The sequence below is a fragment of the Methanolobus bombayensis genome (assembly GCF_017873415.1).
Classification (GTDB): domain Archaea; phylum Halobacteriota; class Methanosarcinia; order Methanosarcinales; family Methanosarcinaceae; genus Methanolobus; species Methanolobus bombayensis.
This window is the reverse complement of sequence record NZ_JAGGKD010000004.1, coordinates 132,287-148,924: the sequence shown is the minus strand read 5'-3', so window position 1 is coordinate 148,924 and position 16,638 is coordinate 132,287. Positions and strand designations below refer to the sequence as shown.

Below are 16,638 nucleotides of genomic sequence, written 5' to 3'. Positions count from 1 at the left end.
TTTGACAGTTCATGGAACTCTTTATATATAACTGCTGCTTTAATGCAGTACTGTTGATAAATGGAGGTTTCACATGGTTGACTTTGCCTGTAAGGAGTTTGAGATCGAAGCTGTAATAAAATGCGGACTGAACCTGACAAAAGCCGAACTACAGATATTGAAATATTTCCTGCAATACGGGCAGGACTGGCTTACTACAGAAAAGATAGCTGAAGAGCTCGAACTTAATCTTTCAACTGTGCAGCGAAGTGTGAAGAAACTCTACGAAAGAAAGATACTCATCCGTTCCCAGAACAACATGGACGGTGGAGGATATTTCTTTGTATACAAGGTCCGAAGCAAGAAGGACATTCATGAACTTATCATGGAGATCGTCAATAGCTGGGTCAAGAGAGTGGACAGTGAATTGCAGTCATGGGCAGACGAGAACCAGTAATACTCCGAAAAATTGTGCTGAAAACTACAAAAATTCATAATTACAAAAAAAGAAAGGGTGAAATTGTGCTAAAAATTACTCCATACCTTGGAATCCTTGTCGTTATAGTATCAATCGCAGGACTGTGGTTCCCACTTCTGGGATATTTCCTGCTGCTTGTGTTTGCAACACTGCTTATAACAAGCGTTTTCCGTGGCAGATGGTTCTGTGGTAACCTTTGTCCCAGAGGAAGTTTCAATGACTTCTGGGTCGGGAAAATCACGAGAGGAAAGAAAATACCAAAAATACTCAGAAGTTACTGGATCAGAGTTCCTCTGTTCCTTTTCATGATGGGATTTATGGGCTACAGACTCCTCAGCACACAGGGACTTGTTAACCAGATAGGCATGGTCTTTGTTATCATGTGTCTGGCAACAAGTACAATTGCATTGCTTGCCGGAGCCACAGTCAGCCCCCGTACATGGTGTACATTCTGCCCCATGGGAACAGTACAGAACCTTATAGGTGGAAGCAAGTACCAGCTCCATACAGATGAGTCAAAGTGTATTGACTGTAACAAATGTGAGAAGAGCTGCCCCATGCAACTTGATGTCCATACAAACAGCGACAAGCCAGACTGCATCAAGTGCGGAAGATGTATTACAGCATGCCCAACCAAAGCACTGTCATTTAAAGCCTGAATATCTCTCCTGAGAATTCAGGCTCTACCTCCTATTTTTCATTTCGATTTTTCGTTTTAGTGAAAAAAACGATTCTTAATCAAAAAACAAAGTAACAATCCGCAGAAGGTGGCACATTCCAATGCTTATGTACAGAAGATTATTCCAAAGACATATTACTAATAGATAACATGCAGAAGTTCAGGAATAAAGTACAAGATATTTGCACATTATTTTGTATATTTTGATGGGAAAACGCCGGCTTCGCCGGACCCTTCGGGTTCATTCAAGTTATTCTATTTAGCATTTCTATTCTTTACTGTTCTTCGCTGTCCTTACAGATACAGAACTCACAAAATGAGATGCCGGTTTCTGTTTGTTTATTCTTTACCGGACAATAATAAAATGTGTCATCCTCAGTTATCTTCAGACCACCTGGAAAAACCATTCCCACAGGATGAAGTGGTTTTTTGACAATGAAGGTCAGGTAGATGTGAACGATAGTAATGAAGCGGTTCATTGCATCGCTTTTCCGGTCATTAGTATTGTTTTTCTCATTTATACTGGAAAGAGCTGCTTCATATTCAGCAGGGTCGATTTCCTGTATTACAATTTCATCTGATCTGCAGTTTTTGAGTTTCAGAAAACTTTCATAGAGGAACACAAAATAATCAGCAGAATAGATTGTTTTGTAAGGCTCAGGGACATGTTCCACAGCTTCCATGGCATAAGCTCTTGCAAGACTAATGTCTGCATTGCTGATTTCCCTGCTATCTTTTTGCAGCTTTACAAGAAGTTCTGAAGTATTCATTCTTATATTAAACAGTAATAACCATGTGTTAACCTTTTTTACTAACAAGACATAAAAGAACTCTTAGCTAATTCTTTTTATATATTTGGCAAAAACAATCAAAGTAACAGAGAATCAATATGTATCCCGGAAGAAAAAGGCGTGACTATAACGACATTGAATCCATCCTGAACTACAGGAAGGATATAATATTCAAGGAACATGCCACCAAACTTGACATCTTTCAGGATTCCATAGAATTATTGTTTTACCTTACAAAAGTCCTGAATGCCGGATTTCTTGATGAGGTCAAAAAAACGGGGAAACGTCCTGAAGGTCCAGAAACTATTATACCTGTAATGTTTGAACGAAATAATCATAACTTGCTTGCAGCCTACAAATTAGCATGTATCGGCCTTAACAATCCTGCATATCTTAATCTGAGAACTGTTTTTGAAGGAATTACCCAGATGTACCTGCTTCAATTTACAGATCGTGAAGCGTACATTTATTATAAGCAGCAGTTAGGCACAGTTACAACCGAAGAAGAAAAAGAGTTGAAGAACAAGCATCATTGGCTAAGACCATCAAGAATACGAGAGCTTTTATACGCCGGTGAAAAGAAGAAACATGTTGATGATTTTTACATTCTTATATCCAATGCAGCCCATCCCGGAATAAAAAGAGCAATGGGAGATTTTGATTACCGGGAAGAAGTAACCGTTGACGTACTATCCATTTCGCTGGCTTTATCGGCTGCCAGTCTTATGAGTATCAAGAATATTTATTCTGCCATAATCGGTGCGGAAGAAGCGGAGGAGATCGATGATTTGCTGAACAGGGTGGCGCAGGAATTGGATGGGCAGGTTCTGGATATTAGTCCGAATCATCCGGGTTTGAAAAAAGATAAAATATCTTAGTAAACTGATGATAAGTAATATAAAATACTAATTTAAATTAAATTGTAGAGGGGGAGTTTACAAATGAAAATGAGCTTACAAGCTTTATGCAGGATTATGCTGCTGGTTACTACTTTTATGTTACTTAGCCACACAGCCGCAGCATACACTACAATTGACAGTGGAGACACGGTTGTCATTGATGAGGTAATTGATGACGATGTAATCGTTGCCGGAGGAAATGTCATAATTGATGGAACCATCAATGGTGATGTAATTGTGGCCGGTGGCACGGTTGAAGTGAACGGAAATATTGAAGAAGACCTGATCGTAGCAGCCGGAGACGTAGAAATAAACGGGATGATTGGCGATGACCTGAGGGTTGCATCAGGAACAGTAACAATCAACGGGGAAGTTCTGGATGATGTAATAGTATTTTCCGGTGATACTGTACTTGCTGATACAGGAAGTATTGGTGGAGATCTTTCAGCCGCTTCAGGCGAAATCACTATTTTGGGAGAAGTTGCTGGAAATGTAGAAGCGTCCGGAGAGGAGATCAATATTGAAGGCACTATTGGCGGAGATGCAGACCTGAATGCAGAAGAAATAAACATATCACCTGAAGCTTCCATAGCTGGCAATCTTGAATACATAAGCAAAACTGAAACAAAGATAGAGGAAGGGACTGTTGGAAATAATGTTCATTACTACGAAGCAGAATATCATGAGGATGAGGGAACGGTATCATCTGTTTTAAGCGGACTTATTTCCTATCTTGCCCTTGTTCTTATAGGTCTTATAGGACTGGCAATATGGCCTGAATATCTTGAAAAAATTGCTGCTAAAACCCCTGAATCTCCAGGAAAGGCATTTCTTACAGGGTTACTGGTGTTGATAGTGGCATTAATAGTTGCTTTCCTGCTTTTTGTTACTGTCATAGGAATTCCACTGGGGCTGATCCTGCTGATTGCTCTGGTAGTAATGTTTTACGTTGCAAGGGTTTTTGCATCCTTATGGATAGGACGGCATCTGCTGGATAGAATGGGTAAAAGTTCAAGAACAATGAATGAAATGGCATTCGGCCTTCTGGTATTAGTTCTTGTCAGTTCAATCCCTGTTATTGGTAGCCTTGTATATATGGTTGCAACGCTTATACCAATTGGTAACATCTATATGACAGCAAGGAACTGATTTTTCAGTTCTTATTTTAACTTTTTTAATCAATATTATATAAACATTTAATAAGCATGAATGCATACTAGATGCCGGATATTTTAGATAAAAATAAGAAACGAGAGATTTAAACCAAATATTTCTTTGACTGTATGCTAAGGGACAAATTAGTGTACATTTTAGACACGGATCAAATAACATTGTTAATCAGGATTATGAATTTTTTTCACGGAGCTGTTATTTAAATGAGTGAAAAACAGGATTATGATGCAAGCAATATTCAGGTACTTGAAGGACTGGAGGCAGTTCGCAAACGTCCGAGCATGTACATCGGAAGTATCGATGGCAGAGGACTTCACCATTTAGTATATGAAGTAGTGGACAACAGTATTGACGAAGCACTGGCCGGATATTGTACACAGATAGATGTATCAATAAACCACGACGGAACCATCACAGTCCAGGATAATGGACGAGGTATACCGGTTGGAATGCACCCGAAGTACAACAAATCTGCACTTGAGGTAGTAATGACCATTCTCCATGCAGGAGGTAAATTCAACAAGGACACCTATAAAGTTTCAGGTGGCCTGCATGGTGTTGGTGTGTCTGTTGTGAATGCTCTGTCAGAGTGGATGGAGGTTGAGGTACAGCGTGATGAAAAAATATACTACCAGCGTTACGAACGTGGTGTTCCAACAGATGAACTGCTGGAAATTGGAGAAACTTCCACCACAGGTACAAAGGTTACTTTCATGCCGGATGCCAGGATATTTGAAACAACAAAGTTTGTGTATGAAACACTTGCAACAAGGCTTCGTGAACTTGCATTCCTGAATAAAGGAATTAAAATAAGCATATCAGATGACCGTGAAGAAGAAAAGATCGAGGATGTATTTGAGTATGAAGGCGGAATTATTTCTTTTGTGGAACACCTGAACCACAATAAGAACTCACTCCATGAGCCACCTATATACTTTGAAAGAACAAAGGATGATGCTGTTGTTGAGATATCAATGCAGTACACAGACAGTTATGCAGAAGCTGTTTTCTCTTTTGTCAACAACATAAATACCCATGAAGGTGGTACACATCTTGTGGGATTTAAGGCGGCGCTTACAAGAGTTGCTAATGATTACATAAAAAAGAACAATCTGTCAAAGGGCGATACAAAGCTCTCAGGTGACGATATACGTGAAGGTCTGACAGCAATAATCAGTGTTAAGATCACAGAACCACAGTTCGAGGGACAGACCAAGACAAAACTTGGTAACAGTGAAGTTAAGGGTATTGTTGAATCAATGGTGTCAGAAGGTCTTTCCGAATATATGGAAGAGAACCCGAAAGTTGCCACATCAATCCTTCAGAAAGCACTGGATGCACAACGTGCAAGGGAAGCAGCAAAGAAGGCCAGGGAGCTCACACGCAGAAAAAGTGCCCTTGATGTCAGTACACTTCCCGGAAAACTGGCTGATTGTTCCGAGAAGGATCCTTCAGCAAGCGAGCTGTATCTTGTGGAGGGTGAATCTGCAGGAGGTTCCGCAAAACAGGGAAGGGACAGGAAATTCCAGGCTATTCTGCCACTCAGAGGTAAGATCCTCAACGTTGAAAAGGCACGCCTTGCAAAGATCCTTAAGAACAATGAGATACTTGCATTTATTACAGCCATGGGTACAGGCATAGGTGATGATTATGATATCGAAAAAGCACGATACCACAAAGTAATCATCATGACTGATGCCGATGTAGATGGAGCACATATCAGGACTCTCATACTTACACTCTTTTTCAGGTACATGACACCTATGATAGATGCAGGTTATGTTTATATTGCGCAGCCTCCGCTCTACAAGGTGAAAAAAGGCAAAGCCGAATACTATGTTTATTCTGACCGTGAGCTGGCAGCAAAACTGGAAGAGATAGGCGATAAAAACGTTGGCATACAGCGTTACAAGGGTCTTGGTGAAATGAACCCTGAACAGCTCTGGGAAACAACCATGAACCCCGAGACAAGAACATTGCTTCAGGTCACAATGGAAGATGCAATTGCTGCCGACGAAATGTTCACGATCCTTATGGGAGATGATGTAGCGCCCCGTAAACAATTCATTACAACCCACGCGAAAGACGTGGCAAACCTGGATGTCTGAGGTGAAGAAAAATGGCAGATAATATTGATAATAATGGTCATGAAGAGGACCAGAACAATCCTCAACAGGAACTTCCTTTCGATACCCAGCCAACTGATACAGGTGAGAAGATATACCCGATTCTCATTGAAGAGGAAATGAAGAACTCATTCATGGATTACGCCATGAGTGTAATTGTAAGCCGTGCTCTTCCGGATGCAAAGGACGGACTAAAACCCGTTCACCGGAGAATTCTCTATGCCATGAAAGAAGCGGGAATAACCTATGATAAAGCTTACAAAAAGTCTGCCCGTGTAGTGGGAGACGTTCTTGGTAAGTATCACCCTCACGGAGATACTGCTGTTTATGATTCCCTTGTGAGGATGGTACAGGATTTTTCCCTGAGATATCCGTTCATAGACGGACAGGGAAATTTTGGTTCAATTGATGGCGACTCTGCTGCTGCCATGCGTTACACTGAGGTACGCATGGATAAGATATGCGACGAGATGCTCATCGATATCGATAAGGAAACCATTGCAACACGTCCTAATTATGACGGTTCCCTGGAAGAGCCGGTTGTACTTCCTGCAAAATTACCAAACCTGCTTATCAACGGTTCAACTGGTATTGCAGTAGGAATGGCAACCAACATGGCACCTCACAATCTTACTGAGGTCATCAATGCAGCCATGATGATGATCGAGAACCCTGATGTAACGATCCCGGAACTTATGACCGCAATCAAGGGACCTGATTTCCCCACAGGCGGAGTCATAATGGGCAAACAGGGTATAAAATCTGCATATGAGACCGGACGTGGAAGAGTTCAGGTCAGGGCTGTTGCCGAAATAGAAGAGATGAAAAAAGACAAGTACCGAATAATTGTCTCCGAGTTACCATATCAGGTAAACAAGGCAAAACTCATTGAGGATATTGCAGGTCTTGTCAGGGATAAGAAAATCACCGGTGTTTCCGACCTTCGTGATGAGTCTGACCGTGAAGGTATCAGGGTTGTTGTGGAACTTACACGTGGAACGAATGCAAATGTAGTTCTCAACCAGTTGTACAAACACACACAGATGCAGACAACTTTTGGCATTATTAACCTTGCACTTGTGGATGATGTTCCAAAAGAATTAGATCTGAAACAGATACTTCGCATTTATCTTGATCATCGTATTGATGTTATCCTTAAACGTACACAGTTCATGCTGAAAAAAGCTGAGGACAGGGCTCATATACTCAAAGGTCTGAAGATTGCCCTTGATCATCTGGACGAGGTTATTTCACTAATCCGCTCTTCTGCAAATGTGGAAGAAGCAAGGGAAGGACTCATTTCAAAATTCGGACTTGACGAGATACAGGCAAAGGCTATTCTTGACATGCGCCTTCAGAAGCTCACTGGTCTTGAAAGACAGAAGATCGATGATGAATATGAGGAACTTCTCAGGCAGATAGCTGATTATAAGGAAATAATTGCCAGTGATGAAAGGAAATATGCTATAATCAGGGATGAACTAACTGATATTAGAGAACGCTTTGGTGACGAGCGCAGAACATCTATCAAGTCTTCTGCGGAAGAACTTGAAACCGAGGATCTTATTCCTGAAGCAGAGATGGTTGTAACCATAACAAACAGTGGATACATAAAGAGACTTCCTGTTGATACATATTCCAAGCAGCACAGAGGTGGAAAAGGTGTCATAGGAATGGATACCAAAGACGAGGATTTCGTTGTGAATATCTTTGTTGCATCCACTCACGATTACATCATGTTCTTTACAAACCAAGGACGTGTTCACTGGCGTAAGGTCTACGAGATTCCGGAAGGCAGCAGGCAATCCCGTGGTAAAGCCATTGTGAACCTTCTTGAACTTGGTGAAGGTGAGCTGGTAACTGCTATGATACCTGTTAGCGAGTTCAAGGAAGATGAATTCCTGTTCATGGCAACCCGTACAGGTACTGTTAAGAAGAGTCAGCTTTCTGATTTCAGCAACCCACGCAGGAAGGGAATTATTGCCATAAGCCTTGTCGAAGGTGATGAACTTGTCAACGTTGCACTTACAGATGGTTCCAGAGAAATGGTAATGGTATCACAACATGGAAAAGCTATCAGATTCGCTGAAGAAGAGGTCCGCGCCATGGGAAGAACAGCCAAAGGTGTTCGTGGAATGAACCTTGAAGAAGGTGACATGGTAGTAAGTCTTGATGTTGTTGATGATAATACCGCACTTCTCACAATAACAGAGAATGGGTTTGGTAAGAGAACAGAATTTGACGAATACAGGACCATGCATAGAGGCGGACGTGGTGTTATTACCATTATTACAAGTCTGCGTAACGGACCTGTCATCAATGTAAAAGCAGTTCATGAGGATGACGATGTCATGCTTACAAGCTCAGAAGGCATAATCATCAGAATACCCGTGAAAGATGTGCGTATCCAGGGCAGGAACACACAGGGTGTTAAGATCATGAATGTGCGTGCCAGCGACAAAGTCGTAGGAGTAGCAAGGATAAAAGCTGAAGAAAAGTAAATGTAAATGCTTTTAAGCATTAACTATATCTAGTAGGCTGAACAGGTAGGCATTAAATCAGGAACTAAACAATAACTATATTTAACTAATTCAGGATGATATTATGGAACTTGAGAAATTAAGACACGGTACTGAGCTTATTAAGCGCGGCTTTGCAAAGATGCAGAAGGGCGGCGTTATTATGGATGTCGTTAACCCGGAGCAGGCAAAGATAGCTGAAGAAGCTGGTGCTGTTGCAGTTATGGCACTTCAGGCTGTTCCTGCAGACATCAGAAAAGAGGGTGGAGTTGCCAGGATGGCAGACCCTAAGATCATTTCAGAGATCATTGAAAGTGTGACTATCCCTGTAATGGGTAAAGCACGTATCGGCCACTTTGTGGAAGCTGAGATCCTTGAGGCTCTTGGAGTTGACATGGTGGACGAGTCCGAAGTACTCACACCTGCAGACCACAAGTACCACATTGATAAGACAGAGTTCACTGTTCCTTTCGTGTGTGGTGCAAGAAACCTTGGTGAAGCACTCCGCAGAATCAATGAAGGTGCTGCAATGATCCGTACAAAGGGCGAAGCAGGAACCGGAGATGTCAGTGAGGCTGTCAAGCACATGAAACAGATCATGGGCGAGGTCCGTGCACTTAAAGGCAAGTCCAGGGAAGAACTTATTGCAGTTGCCCGTGAGATCGAAGCACCTATTGAGCTTGTACTTGAAACTGCAGAGATGCAGCGTATTCCTGTTGTGAACTTTGCAGCAGGGGGTGTCGCAACACCTGCCGATGCAGCTCTTATGATGCGCATGGGTGCTGACGGTGTTTTTGTCGGTTCAGGAATCTTTAAGTCAGAGAACCCTGAGAAGATGGCCAAGGCAATCGTTGAAGCTGTAAACAACTATGATAACCCACAGGTGCTTGCAGAAGTATCCAAGGGTATTGGCGCAGGAATGAAAGGTATCAGCGTTGATTCTATTCCTGAAGGAGATATCCTTCAGACCCGCGGATGGTAATCCCATCCCAATTCCTATTTATTATAATTATTATTGTTTTGATTTGTTTTACTTACATTACTAACTTTACATACTAACTAAAACGTGATCATATGAAATTAGGTGTTATTGCTATTCAGGGAGATGTTTCCGAACACGTCGATGCTCTTGAAAAAGCGTTAAAGCAGCGTGGAGAGAAATGTGAAGTTGTTACCATTAAACACAGGGGAATCGTTCCTGAATGTGATGCACTTGTACTTCCGGGCGGAGAAAGCACAACCCTTGGAAAACTCCTGATTCGTGAAGGTATCGCCGATGAGATAAAAGACATGAACGCAGCAGGCAAACCAATCATGGGAACCTGTGCCGGCCTTATTCTTCTGGCAACTGCCGGAGACGAGCAGGTAGCCAAAACACACCAGCACCTTTTAGGACTCATGGACACCAGAGTCAACCGAAATGCCTTCGGAAGACAGCGTGATTCCTTTGAATACGAACTTGAACTCCCGTTCCTCGAAACACCATACAATGCAGTGTTCATCAGAGCACCGGGAATCGTTGAAGCAGGAGAAGACGTAAAAGTCCTTGCTGAAATCGACGATATGATCGTGGCTGCTGAGCAAGGAAATGTTCTGGCAATGGCATTCCATCCTGAGCTTACTGAGGATCTGAGGGTTCACCAGTATTTTTTGGATAAGCTGTTTTGAAGTTTATATTACTGATTTGGTTTTAATCTGGATGCCAGAAATGAGTTGATTCGATATACAACTCTAATTGGCAACTATTTTATTAAATAATCTATAGACTATAATAGAGATTTTAATATTTTTTGACATTCTAGTATGCATTCATTTCCAAAACAAACTATAAAAAATAGAAAACTATAAACTGAATAAAAGCTCACGTTTAAGCAAATGGGAAAAATAATTGATTGTGATCCTGCTGCTTACCCACTAACTAGTACTTCGGAAATGGAAGCAAATGCTATTTTTAGAGCCATTATACCCACTAAATATGTAAAAGTTTATCTTAATGAAATGGACAAAGTTCCAAATTATGATGGCTACTTAGAAATAACAAATGACAATCAAGTACCTTTTGGCAAAATAGAAGTTCAAATGAAAAAATTATCAGAAAGAAACTTAGATAATCCTAAATATCAATGTGATTTAAAATTTCTTTCATATTGTGAAAATAGCATACTGCCTGTTTTTTTGATTGTAGTTGATACAACTAACAATCTTGCTTATTGGAAATGGATTGATCTAGATTTTCTTCGTCAATTGACTCCTTCAATTGAAGCCAAATCCATAAATATAAACATTCCTAAAGAAAATATAATTATAGAAGGAAATCATGAATATTTGACAAAATGGATAGAAATAATAAAAGATTATCAGAAGAGAGTAAGTGATTATAATGATCTTCAAAGAACTCATGAATTGCTTGTTGCAAATTCAGAACCGTTATTAAATTCTGAGAACGAAGAATTTAAGAATATACATGTTTTTTTGGATAGGCTGAATTTTCAATATGATACCTATCTAAATACCATTAAAAAAATACATTATCCTAATTGCTGGAAATTAGGACTTGCTTACAAAGGTTATGAGGACCATTCTATTATTTATCTATTGTATCCAATAAACATTAATAAAAATGATTTGCAAATTAGAAAATTCTCTGCTGATTTTGCAAATAAATTAGATGAAAATGGTTTAAGTTCTACTATGTCAATGCTTTGTATTGAAAACCCAATTCGTTCAAGACCAAAAGAATATGCAGATGAATTGGTAATAAAGAAAACAAAAGAGCTAATTAGGAATAAAGCATTGGATTTAAACCATTTGTATTTAGCCGAAGAATTGTTTTTCTCTTTCGTGGACAGATATCATAAATATTTAGGATTAGAAATAAAAGATGAGTATGAAATTGATGAAATAAATTTTGGCTTGTCAAGTTATTTCCCTCTTTTTATCGAGGAATCTGCAAAGAAAATAGATTTAGATATGAGTTCAAACCCAGTTATTGATATTGATTTGTTAATTAGTCAATTGAATAACGAGGCTCTACAGCAAATTGAAACTAATGTCAAAACGAGAATTGCTGAGGAACAGTATTCTGATGTTCCGTTTTTTGTAACTAATCGAACCTATTCAATGAGAAGATTATATGGAATAGTGGATTACATTAGAGGTCTTGAAAGAAAAACAATTCAAAGAATTTATGCTCCCGCTGACTTTTCACGATTAAAGGAAAAGGATAATGACATCTGGAATGCGTATTCAGCAGAAGATATTCATACAAATGTAGAACTATTGTATAAACAGTCTATTGAAATTTATAACTCCATATTAGGAGATTTATTCCCATTGTTAGTTCAATCAATGCGTTTATTTAAAAATTATGATCGACTTATTGTAGTAATTGATAGAAAAAAAAGTTCTACTAGCAGACCTACTGTTACTAGTTATTATCTTCAAAATGAAAATATTGATGAACAACTTGTCGACGTATTTCTACAAGAACAAGATGAGAATCCATTTAAGTCCTTAAAAGAAGCACGGGAAATGAAAGATAACACAATCATTGATGGACAAAAATATAAAATTTTAACATTTTCGCATGGATTTGTTCCCTATATATTCGAACCTCTTCCAATGTATAATTATATTTGTGATTTATTAATTCAAAAAGTGGATGAAATCGATTTTGATTCCGACTTGTCACTATAATTTTCTACCAACACCCTAACAGTCCTATATCCATGATTCAGCGTCTTCCCTTCTCTTATTAAATCCTTTTCTTAAACGTACTCCTGTCCCCTTTTTCAGAACTACATATTCCTCAATTCAGAATAAAATACCCAATACACCAATTCCTCCATCTTTCACCACATCACTAATGAAAAAGCTTAAGCTTGATTAAAGAGTACAATTACTATACTTTTTATTTTGAAATGCAGAGGTATTAGCAATGGTAAAATTAACAGATGCAATGAAAGAAGAATTTGCAAAGATGAAGATCTTCCCATTTGCAACAGCATCAAAAGATGGTGTTCCAAATGTAATTCCAATAGGTATGTGCATGCTTCAGGAAGATTCAGAAACACTCTGGATCGTGGACAACTATTTCCTCAAGACAAAAGAGAACATCATGGAAAATCCAAAGGGTGCTATCTATGTGTGGGGACCGGAGATCAAAGGATGCTTCCAGATAAAAGGTGACATTGAAGTCATTGACAGCGGAGAAGAATATGAGGCAATGCGCAAGATCGTAAAAGGAATAGGTGAACGTTTCCCTGCAAAGTTGCTCATGAAAATGACAATTACAGATGTCTTCGAGTGCAAGAGCGGAGAAGACGCCGGAAAGAAGTTACTCTAAGTAACTTCCATTTTTTATTTTTCACTGACTTTTTTGATATTTCCATTTTCAGTGTTCTATTATCATATAATATGAGTAGCTGAAGCCTTGAAGGTCAGATAGACCCAGGAACCAACATAAAGACCCATATCATCATAGGCTCTTTTTGTAAGCACTACCCTGAAAGGTATTCCCGAATCAATAACCAGATTAACAGTTGACTTCATTCTGGTAATTTCAGTAAGAACACCGCTGAATGAATTCTGGGCACTTGAATCAATCGGATCTTTTGATATCAGAATATCCTCCGGCCTGATAGAAACACTGACATTCCCTGATTTCAGCGTGCTTGAAATTATGGTTAGTCCGTTAGCCCATATCTCTGACAGATTATCCCTGATAACTGATGTTCCATGGAAAAGATTCTCAACACCTACAAAATCAGCAACAAAAGCTGAATTCGGCTTCCTGAAAACTTCATCTGGCGTACCGATCTGATGAATTTTACCGCCATGCATGATGGCTATTCTGTCAGCAAGGGCGAAGGCCTCTTCAAAACTATGAGTTACATGGATAGTGGTTGTTTTCTTTAATTGGTGTACTCTCAGGAGCTCCTGCCTCAGACGACTCTTTGTTCCTGAATCAAGAGCAGACAGCGGCTCATCCAGTAAGAGAAGGTCAGGTTCTGTGATTATTGCCCGTGCAATTGCAGTTCTTTGCTTTTCCCCGCCACTCAATGTTGATGAATGACGGTCAAGCAGATGAGCTATTCCCAGAAGTTCTGCCGTTCTTTCAACCTTATCCGCAATTTCCAATTTCTCAAAACCCTTATACTTAAGCCCGAATCCTATATTATCCCGAATGTTCATGTTGGGAAAAAGCATGAAATCCTGATAGACAACACTGATGTTCCTGTCTTTTGGAAGAAGCTCAGTCACATCATGATTGTTGATCATTATAGAACCCAGATCCGGCTTGTATATACCTGCAATCGATTCCAGAAGTATCGTCTTACCGGAACCTGTGGGGCCAAGTATGCAGAAATACTCCCCTTCTTTTACACACAGGTTTATGCTTTCAAGCTCAAACTCACCGAGCTCAATTGAAAGATCACTTACTTCTATCATATTCACTGTTCAGCAAACTCCATTGAATACATTGCCTAATAGAGTTTTGCCACTCCTCCCTTGCGTTCGAATAGATAGAGTGTGATCCCTGAAATAAGTATCAATATGGTGGCAGCCGCAATTGCAAGGTCAAGTTCACCTGAAGACATATTCAGGTAAAGAGCAATTGGCAATGTTTCTGTCTTCATTCTTGTAGCTCCTGCAAGCATCAACACTGCACCGAACTCTCCCATCCCTCTTGACCAGGTTATAACCGAGCCGGCAATCATCCCATTCTTTGAAAGAGGAAGAGTTGTCCTGATAAAGGCATGGAAAGGTGTGCAACCAAGTGTCTGTGCCACATGCTCGTACCTTGGGTTTATGCTTTCAAAGGTTGAACGCATGATCCTGAGCATCAGGGAGATATTCACTGCAAACTGCGCCATGATTATCCCGGGAACTGTGAATACGAACTTAAGACCTGCATCTGCCAGAAAACTTCCAACACTGGTCGTACCGAATATAAGTAGCAATCCAAGTCCTGCAACTATTGGTGGTAATGCCATTGGAAGATCAAGAACTGTGTTGATAATTGCCTTTCCATGAAAATCATATCTTGCAAGTGAATATGAAACCGGAACAGCGACTAAAATACACATAAAGGTTGAAATTACAGATGTCAGCAAGCTGAGACGAATTGCAAATTGTATCTCCGGAGAAATTATGTTTGTGCTAAGACTTACCGGATCTGTGTGAGTGATAATCTGAAATATCAGACTGAAAATAAAAAGAGTAAGCAGGAACATCAGAAAAAGATTTGCGTACTTGAATCCGTTTCTTTGCATTGACTCACCTGCTTTGTTTTTAGTGATTTTAATGTTTTTGTTTTTTTGAAATTTGTGATTTTTTCATTATTCCATCAGAGTCAGTTCGCTTCTAAATAGGCATACTTCTCATCAGGATAAAGTGTGAATCCATATTCCTCAAAGACAGTGCGACCTTCATCTGAAACCACAAAGTCTACAAATTCAGCGGCCATTTCCGAATTTTCAGATGTTGTGAGAGTTGCTATCGGAACTATCTTTATGATATTATCGTATTCTGCAATCTCCACAATATTCACATCTTCGTTTTCCCTTGCAAGATCTTCCCATACTATCGAAGCATCTGCCTGACCGAGTGTGATGTAAGTAACTAGCTCATTGACTGTTGCGCCTTTTGCAACAACGTTCTCTTCGGTTTGATTGTATATGCTTTTCTTGGTGAGCATCTTTTCACAAAGTACACCAATAGCCGCTGCTTGTGGATCTCCCAGAACAATACTTACATCATCGTTTGCAAGGTCATCAAGACTATCGATATTCTCCGGGTTATCCACAGGAGTAATAATTACTGGAACGTGATATGCAACCTTGCTGATATTATCGACAAATCCCTTTTCGGCTGCTACTTCAAAGTAGTAGGTAGCACCTGGCATGTAGACGTCACCTTCACCTGTGAGTTCCATCTGGGTCAGGAGTGTATTGGAACCGGCATAGTTGTACTGTACAGGAACGCCATATTCCTCTTCGAAAAGAACTCCAATTTCGTCCATTGGCTTTCGCATTCCGGCACCGCAGTATACCAGAAGTGGTTCTTCGCTTGGTTGTTCATCTAAACCGCCTGAATCGGAAACCATTGTATCCTGCGCACTTATGGAATCACTTGTTGAATCGATGCAACCCAGGAACAGAACACAGGAAATCAATAACGAGAATACTATAGCATTTTTTTTGTTAACCATCCAATCCTCTCCATTAAAGTAAGTACCAGAATGTATGTTATACTCTTTTGAGTATAACATCATTCAAAGTAGCAATGTTGGAGTGTTATGTACAATCAAACATAACGACCTTTTCTTAGAGCACCTCTTATAAATAACTTACTAGCAAACATTTCTTTCAAGTCAAAGCCTATTAACCAGAATTTAGAATTCCGGAATCAATTATCTTCCAGCAAAGATTTCTTGAAAGACCTGATTTTCCCTTGATCAAAAAGTCCTTCTACTTCTTCACACATTGAAAGTATACGTTCCATATCAGAAACCTCAGGATCGCCATGGAAATAATCATCAAGGGAGCAGATATCGAATATCTCATCAAGTGACCTTATTTCCTTATTGAGCTCTTCCGGTACTTGCATGAACATTTCAACAGTATCCATCAAACATGTATAGTTGTGATTGTAGGGTTCCATATCATAAAGATAGCACAGAGCCACAAGATAACGCTCCAGGGCCAGTGAAGCCACATTGAAGACCACACTATGGTCCTGTCCCTGTTTAAGGAATAATTTTGCCCTGCGAAGGTATGCTTTGGAGTCACTGTATTCCTTTTCAAAATCATCAAATCTCGATCTCTTCTCCATAAGTTGAAGTCTCATCAATAGCCTCCTGTTCAGGACATTTCTAATTCTAGTTGCAAATCTTTATCAACATTATATTTGCGCTGATTAGGAAATCTAATTCCGTATCATAGTATTTATTATTTACGACTAGGTTTTAACTCATTATCTATTTAAATTCA

General features: G+C 39.8%; 15 protein-coding genes. 10 read left to right on the top strand and 5 right to left on the bottom strand.

Annotated elements, in window-relative coordinates:
• Positions 1 to 73 precede the first annotated feature (73 nt).
• Together J2746_RS06350 and J2746_RS06345 are read left to right on the top strand one after the other, a co-directional pair.
• On the top strand, positions 74 to 436 hold the full coding sequence (locus J2746_RS06350; RefSeq protein ID WP_209617922.1) for an HTH domain-containing protein: 363 nt from the start codon (positions 74 to 76) through the stop codon (positions 434 to 436).
• A 65-nt stretch (positions 437 to 501) separates the two neighbouring features.
• Positions 502 to 1,116 (top strand): 4Fe-4S binding protein, encoded by a 615-nt coding sequence (locus tag J2746_RS06345; protein ID WP_209617920.1) that lies wholly within the window; start codon positions 502 to 504, stop codon positions 1,114 to 1,116.
• Positions 1,117 to 1,411: 295 nt separating this feature from the next.
• Here J2746_RS06345 and J2746_RS06340 read toward each other — a convergent pair whose 3' ends face one another.
• The gene (locus J2746_RS06340) at positions 1,412 to 1,906 is read right to left on the bottom strand and encodes a DUF2115 domain-containing protein (RefSeq protein ID WP_209617917.1); all 495 of its coding nucleotides are present in this window, start codon (positions 1,904 to 1,906) and stop codon (positions 1,412 to 1,414) included.
• 119 nt (positions 1,907 to 2,025) lie between these two features.
• Here J2746_RS06340 and J2746_RS06335 point away from each other — a divergent pair, with 119 nt between their 5' ends.
• The 8 genes from J2746_RS06335 to J2746_RS06300 all read left to right on the top strand — a co-directional run bounded on the left by J2746_RS06335 (position 2,026) and on the right by J2746_RS06300 (position 12,989).
• Positions 2,026 to 2,805, top strand: a complete 780-nt coding sequence (locus J2746_RS06335) for a hypothetical protein (protein WP_209617914.1) — start codon at positions 2,026 to 2,028, stop codon at positions 2,803 to 2,805.
• Positions 2,806 to 2,868: 63 nt separating this feature from the next.
• Positions 2,869 to 3,975 carry a DUF8173 domain-containing protein gene (locus J2746_RS06330; protein WP_209617911.1) on the top strand — a complete coding sequence of 369 codons (1,107 nt, stop codon included), beginning with the start codon at positions 2,869 to 2,871 and terminating at the stop codon, positions 3,973 to 3,975.
• A 227-nt stretch (positions 3,976 to 4,202) separates the two neighbouring features.
• Positions 4,203 to 6,107: a DNA topoisomerase (ATP-hydrolyzing) subunit B gene (gene gyrB, locus J2746_RS06325; RefSeq protein ID WP_209617909.1), complete on the top strand. Its 1,905-nt coding sequence runs from the start codon at positions 4,203 to 4,205 to the stop codon at positions 6,105 to 6,107.
• An 11-nt stretch (positions 6,108 to 6,118) separates the two neighbouring features.
• Positions 6,119 to 8,626 carry a DNA gyrase subunit A gene (gene gyrA, locus J2746_RS06320; RefSeq protein WP_209617907.1) on the top strand — a complete coding sequence of 836 codons (2,508 nt, stop codon included), beginning with the start codon at positions 6,119 to 6,121 and terminating at the stop codon, positions 8,624 to 8,626.
• A 103-nt stretch (positions 8,627 to 8,729) separates the two neighbouring features.
• A complete protein-coding gene (gene pdxS, locus J2746_RS06315; protein ID WP_209617905.1) occupies positions 8,730 to 9,626 on the top strand; it encodes a pyridoxal 5'-phosphate synthase lyase subunit PdxS in 897 nt (298 codons plus the stop codon).
• 92 nt (positions 9,627 to 9,718) lie between these two features.
• Positions 9,719 to 10,312 (top strand): pyridoxal 5'-phosphate synthase glutaminase subunit PdxT, encoded by a 594-nt coding sequence (pdxT, locus tag J2746_RS06310; protein WP_209617903.1) that lies wholly within the window; start codon positions 9,719 to 9,721, stop codon positions 10,310 to 10,312.
• Positions 10,313 to 10,519: 207 nt separating this feature from the next.
• On the top strand, positions 10,520 to 12,340 hold the full coding sequence (locus tag J2746_RS06305; RefSeq protein ID WP_209617902.1) for a DUF4365 domain-containing protein: 1,821 nt from the start codon (positions 10,520 to 10,522) through the stop codon (positions 12,338 to 12,340).
• Between the two features lie 241 nt (positions 12,341 to 12,581).
• Positions 12,582 to 12,989: a pyridoxamine 5'-phosphate oxidase family protein gene (locus J2746_RS06300; RefSeq protein WP_209617901.1), complete on the top strand. Its 408-nt coding sequence runs from the start codon at positions 12,582 to 12,584 to the stop codon at positions 12,987 to 12,989.
• Positions 12,990 to 13,051: 62 nt separating this feature from the next.
• Here J2746_RS06300 and J2746_RS06295 read toward each other — a convergent pair whose 3' ends face one another.
• The 4 genes from J2746_RS06295 to J2746_RS06280 form a co-directional block, all read right to left on the bottom strand.
• The gene (locus J2746_RS06295; RefSeq protein WP_209617900.1) at positions 13,052 to 14,095 is read right to left on the bottom strand and encodes an ATP-binding cassette domain-containing protein; all 1,044 of its coding nucleotides are present in this window, start codon (positions 14,093 to 14,095) and stop codon (positions 13,052 to 13,054) included.
• Positions 14,096 to 14,130: 35 nt separating this feature from the next.
• Positions 14,131 to 14,919, bottom strand: a complete 789-nt coding sequence (locus J2746_RS06290; protein WP_245250019.1) for an ABC transporter permease — start codon at positions 14,917 to 14,919, stop codon at positions 14,131 to 14,133.
• Positions 14,920 to 14,999: 80 nt separating this feature from the next.
• On the bottom strand, positions 15,000 to 15,857 hold the full coding sequence (gene modA / locus J2746_RS06285; RefSeq protein WP_209617899.1) for a molybdate ABC transporter substrate-binding protein: 858 nt from the start codon (positions 15,855 to 15,857) through the stop codon (positions 15,000 to 15,002).
• Between the two features lie 197 nt (positions 15,858 to 16,054).
• Positions 16,055 to 16,495: a HEPN domain-containing protein gene (locus tag J2746_RS06280; RefSeq protein WP_209617897.1), complete on the bottom strand. Its 441-nt coding sequence runs from the start codon at positions 16,493 to 16,495 to the stop codon at positions 16,055 to 16,057.
• Between the last annotated feature and the right edge of the window lie 143 nt (positions 16,496 to 16,638).